Here is a 14,182-nt window from a genome sequence, read left to right as displayed (position 1 = left end):
CATGACCCGTTACGCAGCACCCGGTACCGAGGGCGCGCTCATGTCGTACCAGGCCCGCTACGACCACTGGATCGGCGGCGAGTACGTCGCCCCCGCGGCAGGCCGCTACTTCGAGAACCCGAGCCCGGTCGACGGCCGCCCCTTCACGGAGGTCGCGCGCGGCACCGCCGAGGACGTGGAGCGCGCCCTGGACGCGGCGCACGCGGCGGCCCCGGCGTGGGGGCGGACGGCGCCGGCGGAACGGGCGGCCGTCCTGCTGAAGATCGCGGACCGCATGGAGAGCAACCTGGAGGCCCTGGCGGTCGCCGAAACGTGGGACAACGGCAAGCCCGTGCGGGAGACGCTCGCCGCGGACATCCCGCTCGCGATCGACCACTTCCGCTACTTCGCGGGGGCGCTGCGGGCCCAGGAGGGTGCGCTCAGCGAGATCGACGACGACACCGTGGCGTACCACTTCCATGAGCCGCTGGGCGTGGTCGCGCAGATCATCCCGTGGAACTTCCCGATCCTCATGGCGGTCTGGAAGCTGGCCCCGGCGCTTGCCGCGGGCAACGCGGTGGTCCTCAAGCCGGCCGAACAGACCCCGGCCTCGGTGCACTTCTGGCTGAGCCTGGTCGCGGACCTGCTGCCGCCGGGCGTCCTGAACGTCGTCAACGGCTTCGGCGAGGAGGCCGGCAAGCCGCTGGCGTCCAGCCCGCGCGTGGCGAAGATCGCCTTCACGGGCGAGACGTCGACCGGCCGACTGATCATGGAGTACGCCTCGCAGAACCTGAAGCCGGTCACGCTCGAACTCGGCGGCAAATCGCCGAACATCTTCTTCGACGACGTGTGGGCGGCGGACGACGACTTCCGCGACAAGGCCCTCGAAGGCTTCACGATGTTCGCCCTCAACCAGGGTGAGGTCTGCACCTGCCCCTCGCGCGCCCTCGTGCAGCGCGGCCACTACGCCGACTTCCTGGAAGCGGCGGTCGCCCGCACGGAGAAGATCGTCCCGGGCCACCCCCTGGACACGGACACGATGATCGGCGCCCAGGCCTCGGCCGAACAGCTCCGGAAGATCCTCTCCTACCTGGAGATCGGCCAGAAGGAGGGCGCGAAGATCCTGACGGGCGGCCAGATCGTCGAACACGGCGGCGAGTTGGCGGGCGGCTACTACGTCCAGCCGACCATCTTCGAGGGCGACAACCGCATGCGGATCTTCCAGGAGGAGATCTTCGGCCCGGTCGTGGCGGTGACGTCCTTCACGGACTTCGACGACGCGATCCGCACGGCCAACGACACCCTCTACGGCCTCGGCGCCGGCGTCTGGACCCGCGACACGAACACCGCCTACCGAGCGGGCCGCGCGATCCAGGCGGGCCGCGTCTGGACGAACTGCTACCACGCCTACCCGGCCCATAGTGCTTTTGGAGGCTATAAGCAGTCGGGCATCGGCCGAGAGACCCACAAGATGATGCTGGAGCACTACCAGCAGACCAAGAACCTCCTGGTCAGCTACTCGCCGAAGAAGCTCGGGTTCTTCTAGGGGCATGAAAAGAGGCGCCTGACCTGGGCTTCTGCCCGTCAGGCGCCCCTCGCTCGCCCCACGTAGGCAGGGGTCGCGTTTACACCAAAACTCGCGGTTCATCCCACCGGTATCTCACTCCTGACCAGATCTTCCGGACCAGTCACGGACCAAACTCCGACTCACCCCGCAGGGGCCTCACCTCGGGTGACGCGGTCCCACTCCTCCATGGACTGCTCGATGAGGCGGTTGGCCTGCTCCCGCACGCCGTCCAGGAACTTGGCGTAGTGACGGAAGAGGGCCTCGATGCTCTGACCCGCGCGGCGAGCACATTCGACCGGGTCAACACCGGGAGCAGCACCCGCAGGGGAAGGAGGAACCGCGCACTGGAGCGGGTCGGCAGCGGGTGAAGGGGCGGTCGCGGCGGCTTCGGCCGTTGCCGTTTCGTCGGCCGGGGTGGCCTGCGCGGGAGCGGTCGGATGGATACGGTACGGCCGCCACACCACCTCGGCGCCGAGGCCGGCCAGCGCCTGCGTCGCCAGTGCCTTCTCCAGGCTGCGCTTGCCGATGTACGCCCAGGGGCAGACCAGGTCGGCCCAGACCTCGATTCGCGTTCGGTCCTTCTCGTCGCATCCTGCGTGGCGTCGCCGCCGGGAGTTCTGGTGGCCTTCGTGCTCAAGGGGCGGGCGGGCCCGGTGAGCCTGTTGCCCGGTTCCCCCTCTGATGTGGCCGTTTCGCTGGGGCTGCTGCCCCTATTTCTTCTGCTCTTCGGCGATCTGCTTGCGTACTTCGTCCATGTCAACCTTCCGCGACTGTGCGATCGGGTCCTGCAGGGCGTTCTCGGGCAGGGCACCGGGCTGGGAGAAGATGGCGACCTTGTCCCGGATGATCGCGAGCGTCGGGATCGACTGGATGTCGAGCACCTGGGCGAGTTCCGGCTGTGCCATGGTGTCGACCTTGCCGAAGACGAGGTCGGGGTGGCGCTCGGACGCGGCCTCGAAGACGGTTCTGGCTCAACTTCCGTGATTGGTGACAATCCGTCACGGCTGTTGGGCGAGAGGGGACGTGGTGCTTGCCGGTGGTGGGTGCCATGATCGGCTGCCGGCTGGCTGAAAAATGCAGGGATGGGGAGGGTGAGTGGAGAAGTTCCCAGTCGAGTCGCTTCGGGTGGTCGACTTCGTGGAGCACGTGCGGCGCTGCCCACAGATGTACTTTCTGGTTGCGCAGGGCAGCCCCGAGCTTCCCACCGAGGTGCTGCGGGCGGTGGCCTGGGACGCGCTGCACCGTCGCGACGGCAAGCATGGACAGATCAGCGTCGAGATCGGATCTGATCTCAGCTTCACCGTGGAGAGCGATCAGCGCCCCAGTGCCGATGAACGAGAGAGGCTCCTTCCGGGATTCTCCGGTTCCCTGCTCGACCTGTTCGACATGCAACGCTGGGCTCCCTCTGCGGCTGCCGCACTCAGCGTCCGCACGGTCATCGAGGTGTGGCTGGATGGCCACGGCTATCGCCAGCAGCTCGCCGGGATGGATCCGACCGGCCCCTGGGAAGAGTTCATAGCGCCGCAACCCTTCGGGACCCGGACCACGTTCCACCTCGATCCTTCATTCTGCGGTCCGGGCGAGGCCATCGCCTGGGCGCTGCGACCCGAAGAACTGCACCGAGAAGGAGGAACCTGCAAGGAACATCCCTCACCCACGAGGTTCCCGATTCACGACCTCCGTGCGGAGACTGAAGCGTCATTCAGCGAGTAGGACGCGTTTTCGCAGGAGGTCGAAGCCGGCGCGGCCGAACATCTGGCGCTTGAGCATCTTGATCCGGTTGACATGTCCTTCGACGACGCCTGAGTTCCAGGGCAGAGTGAGGCCGGCGATGACGGCGTCGCGGTCGCGGTCGATGCCCGCGGCGAGGGTGTGGAGGCTCGGCAGGTCGTCCTGCCGAACGGCGTCGAGCCACTCAGGAAGTCGTTCGCCGTGGCGTTCGGTGAGCATCTGGGCGAAGGAACGGACGTGGCTGGTGAGGGCGTCAAGCTCGGGGCAGTTGGACAGCACGGCCTTGAGCCGGAGCTGCTCGACTTCCGTGAGCGTTTCCGGGCGGCTGAGAATCCATCTGGCCACCTGGCGGGGTGCCGGGGGCTGTGCGGTGACCGGCCGGGGTGACGTGCGCTTTTTCCTGATGTAGGCGCTGACGATGCCGTAGCTGCCCCTGTATCCGAGCGGGACGATTTCCTCCCAGAGTTTCCAGGCGTTGGTGCGACCCTCGTTCCAGCGTTCGTCGAGGTAGGGCTTGTACTCGTCCAGCGCGGAGGCCCGGTTGAACTGGTACTGACCGGTGAAGAGGTCCTCCGGTCTGGCTGCATCGGCAAGGCTTTTGACGGTGCGATGCGTCATGTGGAGTTGGCGGCCGATGGAACGGCGGCTGTGACCGGCTTCCAGCATCGCGTGGACGGTGGCGTGTCTGGTTCGGATGCGGTTGGCGAACCGGTCGCTCTTCCAGGGCGAGGCGGGGTCCACCACGGAGGATGCGGACTCGTCGGATCCCTCCTCCACCGGTTCGGGCGCCAGGACGCGCAAGCACTGGCGATGGCGGGCGACAGCTCGCTCGGCGGCCTCGCTGAGGTTGTGCCACAGATGCCACCGGTCAGCGACCTGAACCGCCTGGGGCGCCCCGGCCGAAGCGCCTTCGGCGAAGAACGGAGCCCGGTCCCGGCAGATCACCTCGATACCCGGCCGCTTCGCCAGCCACTCGGTCAGGCTGGACGCCTCCCGGTCAGGCAGCAGGTCCACCGGCCGTCGGGTCTCGCAGTCGACCAGCACGGTGCCGTAGACGCGGCCCTTGCGCGTGGCGTACTCATCGACGCCGACCACCCGCGGTGCCGGCACGTCCGGCTCAGGCAGCACCGCAACCAGCCGCAACACCGTACTGCGGCTGACGGACACCCCGAAGACGCCCGCCATCCGGGCGCCGGCCCGGCCCGCGAGGGCAAGGCCGACCATGGCCAGGGTCGACCGCAGGCGTTCAGTCCACCGGCTGTATCTCCTGGTCAGGCCCGGCATCTGCTCGACAAACGTCCGCCGCCCGCATGCAACGTCCAGACAGAAGAACCTGCGGACGCGCAGGCACAGAACCACCCGCCGTCCCGCACTGGGCACATCGGCAGGAAACCGCAGGTAAGAGCTGTGTATTCGGCTTGACGAGCGCCCGCAAGTCGGACATAGCGCCTCGCCGGTCGTACGGCGGGCCTCAACGCGTACCACCTCGTCACACACGTCCACCGACAGCACCGACACGTCCGCGACCGACGAGAACAACAAAGCTTCCAGCCGGAGCAATCCCTCTTCCACGACGTCGAACTGTCGGCCACCCCGGGATCGGCACTGATCATTTTCAGGCAACTTCCCGAAGGCTGCCGCAGACGTCAGCCGTCACTCAACGTATGCGCTTCACGGAAATTGAGCCAGAACCCGAAGACCAGGCCGAACATGCGGCACGGCGGGCACCAGTCGGCCCAGAAGCTGACGAGGACGGGTTTGTCGCTGAGGAGGACCTCATGGGCGAAGGTGGCGTCAGTGACGGAACGCGCTGACATTGCTCTGCGCTCTCCTTCTCGGGTCGGACGGCGCCAGCGGTGAGATCGCGCAGACGCCGTCCGGCGCACCTTGGGATGTTCTTGTTACTGGCGCGGCTGGGGCACGGCCTTGTGGGGATTCGGCCCGGTGCCAGGGTGCACCGGGCCTGGTCGACATCGGCCGGGCGGCGAGGCGAAGGACGTACCGGTCCGGGGCGCGACCGGGCACGGGTCCGAGGTAGTGGTGGCCGGTCATGTGGCACCAGGCGGGCAGATCGAGCGGTGCGGCCGGATCTGTGGCGATGACGTGGACGACCATGCCCGGCTCGGCTCCGTCGATCTCTTTGCGCAGGCGCAGCAGGAGCGTGACGCAGAGGAGGCCGGTGCCGTCGACGGTGATGTCCGGCGCGGGGGTGTCGTGGCGGTGGTCATTCATCGGCGGTAGGCGACGGCAGGCAGGAGCGCGAGGGAGAGGATGCTGCCGGTGAGGGCGAGGGCGGGGTAGCCGGTGGCGGCGACCATGAGGCCGGAGGCCATGCCGCCGGTGGCGCCGGCGACGGCGACGCAGACGTCCACCGTGCCCTGGGTCTTGGCGCGGGTGGCGAGCGGGACGGTGTCGGTGGTGATCGCGGTGCCGGCGACGAGGCCGAAGTTCCAGCCGAGGCCTAGCAGGGCGAGGGCGAGCGCGAGGAGAGCGATCGAGTCGCCGGGCGCGAGCGCGGCGAGGATGCCGGAGGCCAGGAGGGTGATGCCGGAGGCGGCGGCGATCTTCAGGTGGCCGTAGCGGTCGACGAGCCAGCCGGTCAGCGGGGAGGGCAGGTACATGGCGCCGATGTGGAGGGCGATGACGAGGCCGGAGGCGGCGGTGCCGTGGCCGTGCTCGTGCATGTGGACCGGCGTCATCGTCATGATCGCGACCATGACGAGCTGGCTGAGGATCATGACGAGCACGCCGAGGACGACGCCTCCGCGGCCGTCCACCGTGTTGGTGGTGGCTGTGGCGGTCGCGGTGTCGGCTTCCTGGGCCTCGGCCTCTGCCAGAGCGCGGGCAGTCAGTAGGGGGTCGGGCCGGAGCCAGAAGGCGAGGACGAGCGCGGCGAGCGCGTAGGCGACACCGGAGAGGATGAACGGTCCGGCGAGGTTCGGGATGCCGAGGTGCTCGGCGAGGGCGCCGGTGGGGGCGGCGAGGTTGGGGCCGGCGACGCCGCCGAGGGTGGTGGCGACCAGGACCGTGGAGACCGCGCGGGCGCGGTGGCCGGGTGCGGCGAGGTCGGCTCCGGCGTAGCGGGCCTGGAGGTTGGTGGCGGTGCCCGCGCCGTAGACGAACAGCGCCACGAACAGCAGGACGGCGTTGTCGAGGACGGCCGCGGTGATGACGCCCGCCGAGCCGATCGCCCCGGCGAGGTATCCGGCGGCCAGGCCCGGGCGACGGCCGCGGGCGTGCGAGATGCGGCCGACGACGACGGCGGTCAGCGCGGATCCAGCGGTGAACAGGGCGCTCGGCAGCCCGGCGAGGGCGGTGGTGCCGAGCATGTCCTGGGCGAGGAGCGCGCCGACGGTGACGCCGGCTGCCAGTCCCGCTCCGCTGAGGACCTGGGAGGCGACCAGGACGCGCAGGGTACGCCGCTGTGTCTGGGCGGGGTCGGATATGAGGGCCGTCGTTCCGGCGGGTTCCGTACTGGTCATCTCTCTTCCGGGGTAGCGACATCGCCATGCGTAAGGGCCGGGCATTTCTGAGGGGCGTTGTGCTGTGATGTGTGCGGGTTCAGTGCGATTGATCCGTCGCCTTCAAGCGCCAGACGGACTGGCTGCCTGCTGGTCGGCGGAGATCGGCCCTATCTGCTGGGGGCGGTGACGTCGATGGTGACGTCGTTCGCGCCGGCGGGCGCCTCGTGGACGGCCTGGGCTGCGCGTTCTCCTGCGGCGAGGGCGCCTTCGATGTGTCCGGCGTGGTCGGTGGCCGTCTCGGTCGACGCCCAGTGCAGACGGCCGTCGAGGGCCGGGCGCTGGTAGAGGTGGTGGCCGAAGAGGGAGTAGTCGGCGAGGTAGTGCACGGTGGACGGGGCGGTCCACCGCTCGGCGCTCCAGTCCTGGACGTACAGGGTGTCCGGGGTGGCGGCGGCCGGGCCGAAGAGCCGGGCGAGCTGGGCGCTGACGGCCTGCTCGAAGCCGGGGCGGACGGTACGCGCCTGCGCGAATCCGAAGAGCGCGGCGGGCTCGCCGCCGGGCCCGGACATGTCGTGGATCTCCTGGAGCGGGCCGGTCCTGCTGAACGCCGCACCGGCCAGCCCCTCCTCCCGCCAGAAGGCGTTCGGGTAGTGGGCGACGACCTTCACGACGGCGCCCATCCACACGGGGGTGGCCCGGGCCAGGCGCACGAGGTCGGCGGGGAGCGCGTCGCCGAAGTCGATGCGCTCCAGGGCGAGGGCCGGGGGGACGGCCAGGATCACGTGCTCGGCGTGGAGCGTGCCGGCCGGGGTGAGCACGTCGAGGCCGCCCTCGCTGTTCGGATGGACGGCGGAGACCGGGGTGTTCAGTCGCAGAGTGCCGTCGGGCAGTGCGGCGGCGAGGGCGGCGGCGATGCTCTGCGATCCGGCGGTGAAGCGGCGGGAGGGGGCGTCGATCAGGTTGCCGGTGAGGCGGCGGATACCGGTGGTCTCCTGGAGCAGGGTGTCGCCGGCGAGGTGCTGGTCGAAAGTGGCGATGCCGCCGCGTGCAACCAGGGTCCGTACGCGCTCCTCGCCGTCCCAGAACCAGGTGGCTCCCAGGTCGAGCGCCCGCTCGGGGTGCACGGTGGGGGCGGACAGCAGGCGTCCGCCGACACGGTCACGGGCGTCCAGGCAGAGCATGTCGCGGCCGGTGGCGTGCAGGGCGACGGCCGCGGCGAGTCCGGAGGCGCCGGCGCCGACCACGATCACGTCATGGCTGTCCCGGTGGAACATGCGTGACTTCCTTCCTTCTGACCCGACCGAACCTCTGCCGGCAGCGATGGTGGGTCGGTGTTCGACTGCCGGGGGTGCCGAACCAGGGGATCAAGGCAGGGCTGATTGCCTCCCCACGCCGTGGTGGCAATGCGGGGAGGCCGGAGGGGAGGGGGCTGGCTACTCGCCGCCGACAGCGGTGTCCAGGACGATGCGGAAGCGGGGAGCCCCGGAACGCAGCCGGGTGACGGCTTCGCCGGCCTTCTCCAGCGGCATCCGCTCGATCAACGGGCGCACGCCCGTGGTGACGGCGAACTCCATGGCCTCCTCCGTCTCGCGCGGGCTGCCGGTGAGGTGCCCGGTGAGGGTGTAGCCGTTCATGACCAGCCGGGCCGCCGGGACGGTGACGGAGCCCGCGTCGACGCCGACGAGGGTGAGCTGCCCGTGCACGTTCAGACCGTTGAGGAGTTCGTCCACGGGGGCGGTGGAGGAGGCGGTGTAGACGATGAGGTCGGCGCCCCCGAGCGCCTTGAGCGCGGCCCCGGGCGTCTGCGCGTCGCTGTCGATGTAGTGGTGGGCGCCGAGGTCGCGGGCGATCTTCTCGCGGTCGCCGCCGCGGGCGATGGCGACGGTCTCGTATCCGAGCCTGGCCGCGAACTGGACGGCGAGGTGGCCCAGACCGCCGATCCCGAAGACGGCGACGCGTCCACCCGCCCGGATGCCGGCCTTGCGGACGGCGTTGAAGGTCGTCACCCCGGCGCAGCCGAACGGGGCGGTGTCGAAGAGGTCGAGTCCGTCGGGGATGCGTGCGAGGGCGTCGGCGGGCACGGTGATGCTCTGCGCCCAGCCGCCCGGATACGACAGGCCGGGGATCTTCCTCTCGGCGCAGTGGACGACATCGCCCGTACGGCAGTACGCGCAATGCCCGCAGCTGCCGCCGAACCAGCCGACGGCCACCCGGTCGCCGACCGCCCAGCCCTCGACCCCGTCGCCGATCTCGGCAACGATGCCAGCGACCTCGTGCCCCGGGGTGACGGGGAAGGTGGTGCCCTTGCCGGTCGCAGCGGCCGTTCCGATGTCGGCGTTGCACACGCCACTCGCCGTGACCGACACGCGCACCCACTGCGCCGGCGGCGATGCCGTCTCGACCGCGGCGGGCGTCAGAGGCCCATGGGGCTCGGGCACGACCATGGTCACGGCGCTGTCTGACATGGTGCTCTTCCGTTCCGAACGACGATGCTTATAGCTGCTGGTTATGCTGAATCGGCAGGAGTCCCACCGTAGGCACAGTCCGCCCCGGCCGGTAGGCGACACCAGTGAATGGAGCGATAAGCCATGGCTATGGCAATGGACCGCCTGAACCTCGAAGGGCTCCGGTACGCGCAGGCCGTCGCCGAGACCAAGTCGTTCAGCGCCGCCGCCCGGGCGTACGGCGTCACGCAGCCCGCCCTGTCCAACGGCATCGCCAAGCTGGAGGAGCGCCTCGGCGACAAGCTGTTCGACCGCTCGCCGCGCGGGGTGACGCAGACCGCGTTCGGCGCAAGCATCCTGCCCCTTATCGAGCGTGCCCTGGTCGCGCTCGACGCCGTCGCGGCGGAGGCCCGGCGGCTGACCGAGCCCGGCGAGCAGAAGATCCGCATGGGCGTCTCGCCGCTGATCGCCTCGCACCTGGTCGCCAGGGCGTTCAGCATGGTCCAGGGCCTTCTCGCGCCACGGGACCTCGTGCTGCGCGAGGCGAACATGCAGGAGCTGAGGGAGTGCCTGCTGGCCGGGCAGCTGGACATCATCCTCATCCCGGCCGTGGCCGCGATGCCGCGCTTCGAGCACCGCGTCATCGACGTCGAGCCGATCGTCGTCGTCAGCCCCGACACGGCGGAGGCGACTCCTGTCGAGCTCGCGGAGGCCGGCAAGGAGCAGTTCATCCTCGTGCCCGACACCTGCGGCCTGACCACCTTCACCACCCAACTCTTCCAGGCGCACGAGATGCCCCTGAACAGCTATCCGGGCGAGGCCGCCAGCTACCGGGTCCTGGAGGACTGGACGAAGCTCGGCCTGGGCTCGGCCATGGTCCCCCGCTCCAAGCTCACCTCCCCCGACGTGCCCCACCGCCCGCTGACCGACGAGGGCCGCGAGGTGCAGATCTCCTTCGAGGCGGTCTGGAACGCCGACTCCCCGCTCGGCCCGGACCTGCTCCGCCTCGCCGACAGCCTCGCGGCTTCCCGCCGCTAGCCATATGCATCGCTTATATCCTGATTCAACGAGATCCTCTACCGGACCTTGCTGGGAGTGTCTAACTTGGCAGGCACGTTGCGGCATTCGCCGCTCCGTTCCCTCCCTGCCAATCGAATGAGGCATAACCATGGCGTATCTTGGGATCACACTTCAGGTGGACCCGGCCAATCGTGTCGCCGCAGCCGGTGTGTACGAGAAGTACAAGCAGCCGTTCCTCGACACCGTCCCCGGCGCCCTCAGCAAGGAGCTTCTCGTCCGCGACGAGGACGTCCAGGTCCTCCACGGTTTCCGGACCGTCGCCGACGCCAAGGCGTACCTGGCGAGTGACCTGTTCACCCGCGATGTGGTCGGCGGTCTGTCCCCGCTGCTGAAGGCCGCCCCCGACGTTCGCGTCTACGACACCGTCTGAGCCCCGGTCGTGCACGAGCTCACGGCGCTGCTGCGCGAATACGATCGGGCCCGCGCCTACACCGACGAGCTGTCGAAGGACCTCACCCCCGACGAGGTGACCTGGCGCCCGCACGAGGACTCCAGGCCATCGGCTGGCACCTGGGTCACCAGGCTCACGTCGCCCACTTCATGATCCGCAACCTCGCCGCGGCCGAACCCAGCCCCGACCCGGAACTCGACGGGCTCATGGACTCGGCCAACCCGGAGAAGTTCCGCGGCGCGCTGCCCACCGTCGAGCGGCTCGCCACCTTCCGCGACACCGTCGCCGAACGGGTCCACGCCCGCATCGGCGACATCGCCGCCGGCAAGGTCGGCGCCCCGACCCAGTTGACCATCGTCGCGAACCACTTGATGGTCGCGCTGGTCAACCACGAGTACCAGCACGACCAGTGGATCAGCGAGGTCCGAGCCGACAACCTCGGCCACGCTCTGCCGCCCGACCCCCGCCTCGGACTGGCTCTGCCGCATCGACGGCTACCTCGTCTGCAACCCCTACGCCTGACCGCCTGCACCTCTGCCCAGGCGAAGTCGGCGGCAATTTCATCACCGGCACGACCCGATCTCATCGTGGGCCGGTGCACAGTCAAGGAGCACCACATGAGTGATGTGCGCGTCACCCCCTGGCAAGACGACAGCCTCCCCTCACCACCGCCCGAACTCCTCACGGCAATGAAGGCGCGTCGGCAGGGCGGCGAGCTGATCGGCATCGACCGCGTCCTCCTAAGGAGCTTCCCGCTCGCCACAGGATGGAACGGGCTGCTGGGGCGCGTTCGCTCCGAGTTCGGCCTGGCGCTGGAATACCGCGAACTGATCATGTTGCGAGTGGCCGTGCTGAACCGCGCCGACTTCGAGTGGGGCGTCCATTACCCGGCGTACCTGCAGGCGGGCGGCACGGAAGAGAAGTGCGAGGCCCTCAAGGGGAATGCCGCGGAAAGCGACGTCTTCGGCGAAGAAGAGCGTGCCCTGATCGCTCTGACTGATCAGTCCACGCAACAGGTCGAGGTCGATGCCTCCGTCATCGAGGAACTGAAGCACCTGTTCGGTGAAGCCAAGACAGTCGAAGCGGTCGCGACAGTCGCGGCCTACAACATGGTCTCGCGCTTCCTGGTGGCGCTGGCCATCTGAAATCCCCGTGCGGCCAAGACCTGAGCCGACCACATGCCGGGGCCACCGAGCCAGCGCTCATCTCCTCTGTCGCCCCAACGCCTGACCACCCCGACCCCGCCCCTCAAGAAATCACCCGAAACTGGAGCATCACGTGTCCCGCAGTACCCTCGACTTCACCGGCCAGAAGGTCATCGTCATCGGCGGCACCAGCGGCATGGGCTACGCGATCGCCCGCCACGTCCTCGACGCCGGCGGCACCGCCGTCGTCACCGGCCGCTCCCAGGCCAACGCCGACGAGGCGGCGGCCGCGCTGTCCACCCACGGCAAGGCGTTCGGCCTGGCGGCCGACCTGGCAGACCTGGTCGCCGTGGACCGCCTGCGCGTCACCCTGACCGAGGAGCACGCCGACGCCACCCTCCTGGTCAACGCCGCCGGCGTCTTCGCCCCGAAGCCCTTCCTGGAGCACACGGGCGAGGACTACGACCGCTACCAGGCCATCAACCGCGCCTTCTTCTTCCTCACCCAGACCGTCGCCGCCAACATCATCGCCTGCGGCGCGAAGGGCTCCATCGTCAACATCGGCTCCATGTGGGCCCACCAGGCCATCGCCGCCACGCCCTCCTCGGCGTACTCGATGGCCAAGGCAGGACTGCACTCGCTGACTCAGCACCTGGCGATGGAGCTCGCCTCGGCAGGCATCCGCGTCAACGCCGTCGCCCCGGCCGTCGTCCGCACCCCGATCTACGAGGAGTTCATCCCGAAGTCCGACGTCGACTCCGCGCTCGACGGCTTCAACGACTTCCACCCGATCGGCCGGACCGGCACTCCCGACGACGTCGCGGCTGCCGTCGCCTTCCTGTTGTCGGGCCAGACGGACTGGGTCACCGGCGCCGTCTGGGACGTCGACGGCGGCGTCATGGCCGGCCGCAACTGACCTCCCCTCACTCCACATCCCGTCACAGACTCAGGAGCACACGTGTCGTACCACGACCACAACGACCACCAGTACGCCAAGAACCTCCGCGCAGGCGCGCCGGGCGCGTTCAAGGCCCTGATGGCCTTCGACCACGAGGTCATGTCCGCGGCCGGGAAGGTCATCCCGCGCAAGTACACCGAACTCATGGCCGTGGCCGTGGCACTGACCACGCAGTGCGCCTACTGCATCGAGGCGCACACCAAGGCCGCGCACGCCGAGGGCGCGACACAGGACGAACTCGCCGAGACCACCATGATCGCGACCGCACTGCGCGCCGGCGGCAGCTTCGCGCACGGCTTCATGGCCATGAAGTTCTTCGAGCAGGCCGAGCAGACGGCCCCGGCCCAGTAGCCGCTCCTGCACCCTGGTGCTTCCGCAGGAGGCCCGACGGTCGCGCGGCCGGCCACACGATCGCTGGACGACACGTCACAGCAGGTTGTCTCCGCCCGCACTGACGGAGACACCACCGTCGGACCGGCCCCGACACCGTCGCTCTCCTGAAGATTCCCACCAGAGCGCAGGAGCACCCCGACAGCCCGAACGGACCACCGTCGACGGGCACCACCCCACGGCCCTGCGGCATCGGGCGGGGCCACCACCCCCGCCCGGCCTGCCCCGGCCCCGTCCGCACGCGCGCCTGGAGCTCGAAGGTGGCGTCGACCTCCGCGGATTCCTCGGCATCGACGCCGCCGTCCGCCCAACTCTGCGGCAGGTGCGCATCCGCCTCCACATCGACGCCCCGGAACACTCCGCGCGAGCATACCGAGTAGCTCATCGCCGTCGTCGGGAACCGCTCGCCCCTCCGCGACACCCTGATCAACCCCACGACGACAGACATCGCACCTCCGCCCCGCCGCGCGTCGGCCAGCACGATGGGGCGGTCCGCTGTGCTCAGCTCGGCGCCCTCACGACCCGGACACCGGCGACGTCATGTCGCGCGGCGGTCGCCCCGGCAGGGGGCGGGGGTGGACGGTTTGCTTCATCACGATGGTCGAGTTGAGGCCGCGCACGCCGGGAAGGTGAACGAGCACGGACTCGTAGAGACGCTGGTAGGACGGCAGGTCGGCACTGACCACGCGGATCAGATAGTCGGGTTCGCCGAACAGCCTCTGCGCCTCGATCACCTCCGGGATCCCGGCGAGAGCGGCGTCGAACTCGGTCACGGCGTCGGGCCGGGTGAGCGTGGCGAAGAGCAGAACCTCGAACCCGTATCCCAGGGCCGCGGCATCGACGTCCGCGCGATAGCCGCGGATGATCCCGGCCGCCTCCAGGTCACGCACGCGCCGCTGACACCGGGACACGCTCAGCCGGACCTTCTCGGCCAGATCGGTGAGCGTGATCCGCCCCTCAGCCTGGAGGAGGGCAACAATTTTGCGGTCAGTTACATCCATGGGCAAAAATATAGCCCTAGAGGGCCGATCAA

General features: G+C 69.4%; 16 protein-coding genes and 1 pseudogene. 8 read left to right on the top strand and 9 right to left on the bottom strand.

Annotated features, from left to right (window positions below; genetic code table 11):
• The first annotated feature begins 1 nt into the window (after position 1).
• The gene (gene exaC / locus AC07AW_RS15550) at positions 2 to 1,525 is read left to right on the top strand and encodes an acetaldehyde dehydrogenase ExaC (protein WP_478815947.1); all 1,524 of its coding nucleotides are present in this window, start codon (positions 2 to 4) and stop codon (positions 1,523 to 1,525) included.
• Between the two features lie 161 nt (positions 1,526 to 1,686).
• Here the strand turns inward: exaC and AC07AW_RS15545 are convergent, their stop codons facing one another.
• Both AC07AW_RS15545 and AC07AW_RS15540 read right to left on the bottom strand, forming a co-directional pair.
• The gene (locus tag AC07AW_RS15545; protein WP_478816259.1) at positions 1,687 to 2,112 is read right to left on the bottom strand and encodes a DsbA family protein; all 426 of its coding nucleotides are present in this window, start codon (positions 2,110 to 2,112) and stop codon (positions 1,687 to 1,689) included.
• A gap of 144 nt (positions 2,113 to 2,256) precedes the next feature.
• Positions 2,257 to 2,508, bottom strand: a pseudogene (locus tag AC07AW_RS15540) (thioredoxin family protein); the annotation flags it as partial.
• A gap of 133 nt (positions 2,509 to 2,641) precedes the next feature.
• Between AC07AW_RS15540 and AC07AW_RS15535 the strand changes: the two are divergent.
• Positions 2,642 to 3,259 carry a hypothetical protein gene (locus tag AC07AW_RS15535; protein ID WP_478815946.1) on the top strand — a complete coding sequence of 206 codons (618 nt, stop codon included), beginning with the start codon at positions 2,642 to 2,644 and terminating at the stop codon, positions 3,257 to 3,259.
• Here the strand turns inward: AC07AW_RS15535 and AC07AW_RS15530 are convergent.
• From AC07AW_RS15530 to AC07AW_RS15505, 6 genes are all read right to left on the bottom strand, one after another.
• Positions 3,245 to 4,849 (bottom strand): ISL3 family transposase, encoded by a 1,605-nt coding sequence (locus AC07AW_RS15530; RefSeq protein ID WP_478815945.1) that lies wholly within the window; start codon positions 4,847 to 4,849, stop codon positions 3,245 to 3,247. The genes AC07AW_RS15535 and AC07AW_RS15530 overlap by 15 nt on opposite strands.
• A 74-nt stretch (positions 4,850 to 4,923) precedes the next feature.
• Positions 4,924 to 5,094: a thioredoxin family protein gene (locus AC07AW_RS15525; RefSeq protein WP_478815944.1), complete on the bottom strand. Its 171-nt coding sequence runs from the start codon at positions 5,092 to 5,094 to the stop codon at positions 4,924 to 4,926.
• Positions 5,072 to 5,509, bottom strand: coding sequence for a sulfurtransferase TusA family protein (locus AC07AW_RS15520; RefSeq protein ID WP_478815943.1), 438 nt, complete (start codon positions 5,507 to 5,509; stop codon positions 5,072 to 5,074). Before AC07AW_RS15520 ends, AC07AW_RS15525 begins: the two co-directional genes overlap by 23 nt.
• Positions 5,506 to 6,759: an MFS transporter gene (locus tag AC07AW_RS15515; RefSeq protein WP_478815942.1), complete on the bottom strand. Its 1,254-nt coding sequence runs from the start codon at positions 6,757 to 6,759 to the stop codon at positions 5,506 to 5,508. Before AC07AW_RS15515 ends, AC07AW_RS15520 begins: the two co-directional genes overlap by 4 nt.
• 149 nt (positions 6,760 to 6,908) lie before the next feature.
• Entirely contained in the window at positions 6,909 to 8,015 is a 1,107-nt protein-coding gene (locus AC07AW_RS15510; protein WP_478815941.1) for a flavin monoamine oxidase family protein, read from the bottom strand.
• Between the two features lie 159 nt (positions 8,016 to 8,174).
• The gene (locus AC07AW_RS15505) at positions 8,175 to 9,206 is read right to left on the bottom strand and encodes an alcohol dehydrogenase catalytic domain-containing protein (protein ID WP_478815940.1); all 1,032 of its coding nucleotides are present in this window, start codon (positions 9,204 to 9,206) and stop codon (positions 8,175 to 8,177) included.
• 123 nt (positions 9,207 to 9,329) lie between these two features.
• Between AC07AW_RS15505 and AC07AW_RS15500 the strand changes: the two genes are divergently transcribed.
• The 6 genes from AC07AW_RS15500 to AC07AW_RS15475 all read left to right on the top strand — a co-directional run bounded on the left by AC07AW_RS15500 (position 9,330) and on the right by AC07AW_RS15475 (position 13,110).
• Positions 9,330 to 10,223: a LysR family transcriptional regulator gene (locus tag AC07AW_RS15500; protein ID WP_478815939.1), complete on the top strand. Its 894-nt coding sequence runs from the start codon at positions 9,330 to 9,332 to the stop codon at positions 10,221 to 10,223.
• Between the two features lie 130 nt (positions 10,224 to 10,353).
• Entirely contained in the window at positions 10,354 to 10,635 is a 282-nt protein-coding gene (locus tag AC07AW_RS15495; RefSeq protein ID WP_478815938.1) for a hypothetical protein, read from the top strand.
• A gap of 9 nt (positions 10,636 to 10,644) precedes the next feature.
• Positions 10,645 to 10,809 carry a hypothetical protein gene (locus AC07AW_RS15490; RefSeq protein WP_478815937.1) on the top strand — a complete coding sequence of 55 codons (165 nt, stop codon included), beginning with the start codon at positions 10,645 to 10,647 and terminating at the stop codon, positions 10,807 to 10,809.
• On the top strand, positions 10,737 to 11,801 hold the full coding sequence (locus tag AC07AW_RS15485; protein ID WP_478816258.1) for a carboxymuconolactone decarboxylase family protein: 1,065 nt from the start codon (positions 10,737 to 10,739) through the stop codon (positions 11,799 to 11,801). The genes AC07AW_RS15490 and AC07AW_RS15485 overlap by 73 nt, the downstream gene beginning before the upstream one ends.
• Positions 11,802 to 11,934: 133 nt before the next feature.
• A complete protein-coding gene (locus AC07AW_RS15480; protein WP_478815936.1) occupies positions 11,935 to 12,717 on the top strand; it encodes an SDR family NAD(P)-dependent oxidoreductase in 783 nt (260 codons plus the stop codon).
• Between the two features lie 42 nt (positions 12,718 to 12,759).
• A complete protein-coding gene (locus tag AC07AW_RS15475) occupies positions 12,760 to 13,110 on the top strand; it encodes a carboxymuconolactone decarboxylase family protein (protein WP_478815935.1) in 351 nt (116 codons plus the stop codon).
• A gap of 554 nt (positions 13,111 to 13,664) precedes the next feature.
• Here AC07AW_RS15475 and AC07AW_RS15470 read toward each other — a convergent pair.
• Positions 13,665 to 14,150, bottom strand: a complete 486-nt coding sequence (locus tag AC07AW_RS15470; protein ID WP_478815934.1) for an Lrp/AsnC family transcriptional regulator — start codon at positions 14,148 to 14,150, stop codon at positions 13,665 to 13,667.
• Positions 14,151 to 14,182: the final 32 nt, after the last annotated feature.

The sequence above is a fragment of the Streptomyces sp. NPDC044003 genome (assembly GCF_056435185.1).
This window is presented reverse-complemented; position numbering and strand designations above follow the sequence as displayed.

Bases quoted from the DNA above. Each gene is read 5' to 3' on its own strand.
- AC07AW_RS15520 (WP_478815943.1), bottom strand. From the start codon at position 5,509: ATGAATGACCACCGCCACGACACCCCCGCGCCGGACATCACCGTCGAC.
- AC07AW_RS15495 (WP_478815938.1), top strand. From the start codon at position 10,354: ATGGCGTATCTTGGGATCACACTTCAGGTGGACCCGGCCAATCGTGTC.
- exaC (WP_478815947.1), top strand. From the start codon at position 2: ATGACCCGTTACGCAGCACCCGGTACCGAGGGCGCGCTCATGTCGTAC.
- AC07AW_RS15525 (WP_478815944.1), bottom strand. From the start codon at position 5,094: ATGTCAGCGCGTTCCGTCACTGACGCCACCTTCGCCCATGAGGTCCTC.
- AC07AW_RS15510 (WP_478815941.1), bottom strand. From the start codon at position 8,015: ATGTTCCACCGGGACAGCCATGACGTGATCGTGGTCGGCGCCGGCGCC.
- AC07AW_RS15470 (WP_478815934.1), bottom strand. From the start codon at position 14,150: ATGGATGTAACTGACCGCAAAATTGTTGCCCTCCTCCAGGCTGAGGGG.
- AC07AW_RS15505 (WP_478815940.1), bottom strand. From the start codon at position 9,206: ATGTCAGACAGCGCCGTGACCATGGTCGTGCCCGAGCCCCATGGGCCT.
- AC07AW_RS15515 (WP_478815942.1), bottom strand. From the start codon at position 6,759: ATGACCAGTACGGAACCCGCCGGAACGACGGCCCTCATATCCGACCCC.
- AC07AW_RS15500 (WP_478815939.1), top strand. From the start codon at position 9,330: ATGGCTATGGCAATGGACCGCCTGAACCTCGAAGGGCTCCGGTACGCG.